This is a genomic window from Chryseobacterium antibioticum (assembly GCF_012927325.1).
Taxonomy (GTDB): domain Bacteria; phylum Bacteroidota; class Bacteroidia; order Flavobacteriales; family Weeksellaceae; genus Chryseobacterium; species Chryseobacterium antibioticum.
In genome coordinates this window covers 1-5,527 of record NZ_JABBGI010000062.1, presented here as the reverse complement: position 1 = coordinate 5,527, position 5,527 = coordinate 1, and the positions used below count along the sequence as shown (strand labels likewise).

The 5,527-nt window shown below is 36.7% G+C and carries 5 protein-coding genes; 4 read left to right on the top strand and 1 reads right to left on the bottom strand.

Annotated features, from left to right (window positions below):
• Positions 1 to 192: 192 nt before the first annotated feature.
• The 4 genes from rsmG (at position 193) to HHL23_RS22185 (ending at position 4,528) form a co-directional block, all read left to right on the top strand.
• Complete coding sequence (gene rsmG / locus HHL23_RS22200) at positions 193 to 828, top strand: 16S rRNA (guanine(527)-N(7))-methyltransferase RsmG (RefSeq protein WP_169236916.1); 636 nt, start codon at positions 193 to 195, stop codon at positions 826 to 828.
• 62 nt (positions 829 to 890) lie between these two features.
• Positions 891 to 1,295 (top strand): hypothetical protein, encoded by a 405-nt coding sequence (locus tag HHL23_RS22195; protein ID WP_169236915.1) that lies wholly within the window; start codon positions 891 to 893, stop codon positions 1,293 to 1,295.
• 6 nt (positions 1,296 to 1,301) lie between these two features.
• Positions 1,302 to 1,838, top strand: a complete 537-nt coding sequence (locus tag HHL23_RS22190) for a DUF922 domain-containing protein (protein WP_169236914.1) — start codon at positions 1,302 to 1,304, stop codon at positions 1,836 to 1,838.
• A complete protein-coding gene (locus HHL23_RS22185) occupies positions 1,835 to 4,528 on the top strand; it encodes a PD-(D/E)XK nuclease family protein (RefSeq protein ID WP_169236913.1) in 2,694 nt (897 codons plus the stop codon). The genes HHL23_RS22190 and HHL23_RS22185 overlap by 4 nt, the downstream gene beginning before the upstream one ends.
• Before the next feature lie 62 nt (positions 4,529 to 4,590).
• Here the strand turns inward: HHL23_RS22185 and HHL23_RS22180 are convergent, their stop codons facing one another.
• Positions 4,591 to 5,388 carry a T9SS type A sorting domain-containing protein gene (locus HHL23_RS22180; RefSeq protein ID WP_317174738.1) on the bottom strand — a complete coding sequence of 266 codons (798 nt, stop codon included), beginning with the start codon at positions 5,386 to 5,388 and terminating at the stop codon, positions 4,591 to 4,593.
• Positions 5,389 to 5,527 lie beyond the last annotated feature (139 nt).

Here is a 5,527-nt window from a genome sequence, read left to right as displayed (position 1 = left end):
AATGACTTAATTTATTGATTATCAGATGAATATACAATATTTTATCTCAACAAACTAATGATAAATTATTTATTATCAAACAATTATATACTATCTTATGTGACTTCTATCATGCGTTTGCCCTGGATATCAGGACCTGAAAGTTTGAACAAAGCCAATAAAAACTTATTTTTGCAGATTATAATAATTCATATGGCAATATCGTTACTATTAAAATACTTTCCGGATCTTACAGAGAAGCAGATCGAGCAGTTTACCCAATTGGAGAAACTGTACAATGAATGGAATGAAAAAATCAATGTAATCTCAAGAAAAGATATGGAATCGCTGTATGAAAAGCACGTTCTGCATTCTTTGGGAATTGCGAAGACAATGGAATTTGCACCGGGTACAAAAGTTCTGGACATTGGAACCGGAGGAGGTTTCCCCGGAATTCCCCTGGCAATTCTTTTTCAGGAAAGCCAATTTACTTTGGTGGATTCAATTGGAAAGAAGATCACTGTAGTCAACGCAGTCGCAGAAGGAATCGGACTGACGAATTTAACTGCAATTCACGGAAGAGCAGAAAAGGTCAAAGAAAAGTTCCATTTTGTGGTAAGCCGTGCAGTAACGCAGATGCCGGAATTCCTGAGATGGCTGAAAGGAAAATTTGAAAAAGAACAGTTTAATCCCAAACATAACGGAGTTTTATATTTAAAGGGCGGTGATCTTGCAGAAGAACTTGCCGGAATTAAATGTGAAATCTTCAACCTTAAACACTATTTTGATGAAGAGTTTTTTGATACTAAAAAAGTGATTTATGTATCGAAAGGTAATTTTAATTCTTAATTTTATGTAAATTTAGGATCATTTTTACCGAATTTTTGTTAATAATCGGTAAATTAGGGGTTATGAAAAAACTTTTAAATATTGGATTTTCTATATTATTGTCGGGAATGGTTTTTATTTCCTGTGAAGACGATGATTACCAGACTGTACAATCTGTAGAAAAAATAAAGATAGACAGTGTCAAAATCATGCAGGATACTATGGATGTATATTCAATACAGAGCATTAAGACATATTCCACTTATTCGTCCCAATGTGAGGGTTTTTACGGATATGATTATATTCATGACAGCGACGTGGAGAGATCTGTTACCGCTTATAAATATACAACAGATGGGCCTTGTACACAGGGAACCTATGTGGGAGCCAATCAGATCAATTTCAGCCCGCGTCAGGCAGGAACGTATACCTTTAAATTCTGGAATGGCGGCAGCAGCTGGATCACCAAAACAATTGTAGTTGAATAATAAACAATGAAATGGATTTCACTTTGCTTTTTTCTTTTTACCCATGCTCTTTTTGGGCAGAAAATTATATGGCAGGAAGATCGGAAGCTGATTTGGGACAACTTTAAAAGTCCCATAAACAGAGAAAATATGCTTAATGTAGTTGCTTACACTCACTGCGGCTGGGAATATTCTGTAGTGAAATCTACCGATCCGAAATCTCTGGTAAAAATTGAGGTCACTGCTATTTTTAATGAAGACAGATCCTGGAAAGATGTCAAAAAAATAAATGATTATATCCTGCTGCACGAACAGAAGCATTTTGACATTGCGGAATTGTTCGTCAGAAAATTTAGGAAAGAAATAGGAGAGCAGATCAAAACTTCCGGTGATTACGATAAAAATTTTAACGCAGTTTACAGCAAAATATCAAACGATTACAAAAATTTCCAGATGTCTTATGACAGGGTAACACAACATGGAATGAACAAAGAAAAGCAGGCAGAATACAATGCCATTATTGCTGAAGAACTGGACAATTTAAAAAGTTACAAAGCCTCTTGAAATTTCTCAATAAGATCATTCACGAACTGCTGGCTCAAAACCCAGACCTTTCGGAGTTCAATATCGTGCTGCCCGGAAAACGTCCCATCGTATTCATCCGGCAAATCCTGGAAGAAAACAATTATTCAGGATTTCTGCCCAATTTTTTTACCGTAGAAGAACTGATTGACAGGATCGCGGATAAACAGCCGGTTCAGGGGATCTCATTGTGGCTTTTTGCCTTTGATGTCTACCGCAGCCTTGGTCTTATCCCGAAGGATGATTTTGCGGACTTTTTAAAATGGTTTCCGACCCTTCAGAAGGATTGGGACGATATTCTCAAGTTCTCAGAGAGCGATGAAGCGGTATTACAATATATGTTTGATGAGGAGCGTATTAAAGAATGGGCTCAGGATTTGGGAGACGATGACGATGTTCCCCGTAAAAAATTCCTGAATTTCTGGCAGAATATGAATATTTTTCTTCCTGTTTTAAAGAAAAAACTGCAGGAAAAGAACTGGGCGACTTCCGGAATGATCCACGAAACGGCCAAAGCGAAGATTGTAGATTTTGCTAAAAATACTTCCGAACATTTTGTTTTTTGTGGCTTTAATGCCTTTACACCGGTGGAAGAGAAGCTGGTAAGAAGCTTATTACAGTGGAATAAAGCACAGTGTTTCTTTCAGGCAGACCGTTATTATTTTGATGATGAAAGACAGGAGGCCGGAAAATTCCTCAGAAATCACAAAACATGGAAAGAATTTGATGATAAAAGAGCTTTTCAGTGGATAGAAGACGATTTTAACCAGCCTAAAAATATAAAAGTCTATGAAGTTTCCGGAAATGTAACGCAGACCAAAGTATTGCCCGAAATTTTCAAGGAAATTGAAAATAAAACCTATTCCAATACAGCAGTAGTATTGCTGGATGAAAACCTTCTTCCTGCGAGTTTAGATGTAATGTACGGGGTTGATAACCTTAATATTACCATGGGTTTCCCCCTGAAGAATCTTTCTTTTTCCAATGCTATAAAACAGCTTTTCTACCTTCAGAAACAGCTTGAGAAAAACAAATCTTCCTATTACTACAGAGATATTTTCCCAATCCTTGAGGAGCTTCCGAAATCAGCTGAAGACGAGTTGATTATCAGTAATTTCAGGACAAAAATAGAGGAGAGGAATATTGTTTATATATCAAGAAAGCTTTTAGAAGAACTTCTGAGTGGCCTTTCCTATTATAATCTTCTTAAAAAAGCAGACCATACGGGGGTGTATCTGGATATGCTTATTGCCTTCTGCCGTGATATTAAGTGGCTTGAAATAGACGATATCCAGTATGAAAACGTTTCCCACTTTGAGAGTGCGTTCAGGATCATTAAAAATCAGCTCAGTCCCTATGATTTTGACATTAAGATGGAAACGCTGGAGATCCTGATCAACCAGCACGTGAATTCAGAAAGTATAGATTTTCAGGGAGAGCCGCTCCGCGGACTGCAGATCATGGGATTGCTGGAAACCCGTCTTTTGAATTTTGAAAATGTGATCATGCTTTCGGTGAACGAAGGGAAGCTTCCTTTGGGGAATTCACAGAATACCTATATTCCGTTTGATATCAGAAGGTATTTTGATCTTCACACGTTTTTGGAAAATGACAGTATTTACGCCTACCACTTTTACAGACTGATTCAGGATTCTCAAAATGTCCATCTGTTGTATAACGCACTTAGCTCAGGAGTGAATACCGGAGAAAAGAGCAGGTTCATTACCCAGATCGAAATGGAGAGCTCTCATCCGATAGAGCATCTTATTATAGAAAATTCGTCTGAGCCTATTGCCTCAAAACCGATAGAAATTCCGAAGACCGAAATTGTACTGGAAAGACTTCAGAAATGGAAAGAGAAAGTGTCTGCTTCACACCTTACGAGCTACCTCTATAATCCGATAGATTTTTACCTTTCCAAGATATTAAAGACCTCCGAGACGGACGAAATAGAAGAAGAACTGTCTGTCAAGAATTATGGAAATCTGGTTCACTATTCACTTCAAGAAGTATATGAAATACTTAAAGGTAAAGTTTTAAAAGAAAAGGATTTACAGAATTCAATTAAAGATATAGATAAATATATCAATGTCGCTATTGAAAAGCTGAAGCATCAACCTGAGTTCTATGAAAAAGGGATGAATTACATCCACAGAGCTATTGCTAAAAAAGTGATTGAAAATGTTCTGAACCATGATCTTGAACTGGTGAGAAATGGTAATACGCTTGAGATTTTAGACATTGAAAAGAGATTTGAAAATGTAGATTTTTATCTTGATAGAAATAACAAAATTTCGTTTTTAGGATTTATTGACAGGATAGACCGTCTGAACGGGACTTTAAGAATCATCGATTATAAAACTGCAAAAATTAAAAATCTAACGGTAAAGATAGATGAGAACAATGTAGCGGATTATTTCCATAACAGCGAGAGAAAACAAGCTCTTCAGCTTTGCATTTATCATTATGTGGTACAGAATCTTCCTGAATTCTGGGGACTTCCTATCGAAACCGGAATCTGGAGTTTTGCAGAAGCGAAAAAGGGAGTGGTTTCCCTGCAGTTTGATAAAGGAAGTATTGACGATGCCATGATGTCTGTGAAAAACCTTATCCTGGAGATTTTGAATCCTGATCTTCACTTTATCGAAAATATTCAATCTTATTCCAATTAAAAATGCACCCCATTGCTGGCGTGCACTCAATTTGAAATGAAGAATATACTAGTGTTATCGTATTATAGTTTTACTTTTTTGTTGACTGTTTTTCCGTCAGTACCAATCATCTGAACGATATAAATTCCTGATTCTAAGCTTTTAGATTCAAATTCCGGCTTATTGACCTCCTGCTGAAGAATCAATGCTCCTGAAATGCTGTAGATGCTAATGTTTTTAATACCTTGATCTGCTCTCGCAATGATCTGGCGGTTTTTCGTCAATATGTCGGCTTTATTGGCTAATAAGCGGTCTGTCTGTACTTTTTTGAACTGCAGATTGTAATATTGAGTAACGATTTCAAAGGTATTGTTTTGATTGTCAATATCTTTTGTGTCAATTCCTCCGTTTGCGGTATACTGTTCCTGAGATACTGTTTTCAGTAAATTTTTACTGGCATCAAAAATATTAACAGCGATCAGTTCTTCCTGAGGGAGTTTTAGTTTTAAAATACCATTGATTTCAGACTGTATGATCTCATTTTCAGGAACTTCTATAGGGGTGCTCTTAACGTAAGGAATCAATTTCTGATCATTATTTTCCTGTACTTTTAAAAGATAAACACCATCTTTTAATGTAGATAAACTGCTTTCCGTCGCTGATTTACCAGCTGCTTTCTCCTGATTGAAATCTGTAATTCCAATCAGCTGCATACCACCAAGATCAGGTTTTAACTGTGAAGAATAGAGTGAATTAGCCTCCGGCAGATTATTTCCCTGTTGTTTTGAACTCAGTATAGCCCATTGATTCAAAAGGCCGCCGCTTCTAAGGGTATTGAATTTTGCATTGGATGCCAGCGTGAAAGGAACAATGCCTCCCACATGGCCTAAAGGTCAATGTCATTAAGTTAGTAAAATATCACAAGCTATCCTTTTGATTTTTAGAGACTATGGGTTTAGCTCTTGCTCTATATTTACCTATATTTCTTTTGTTTGATCTCTGAGGTCTTATAGGAATTAA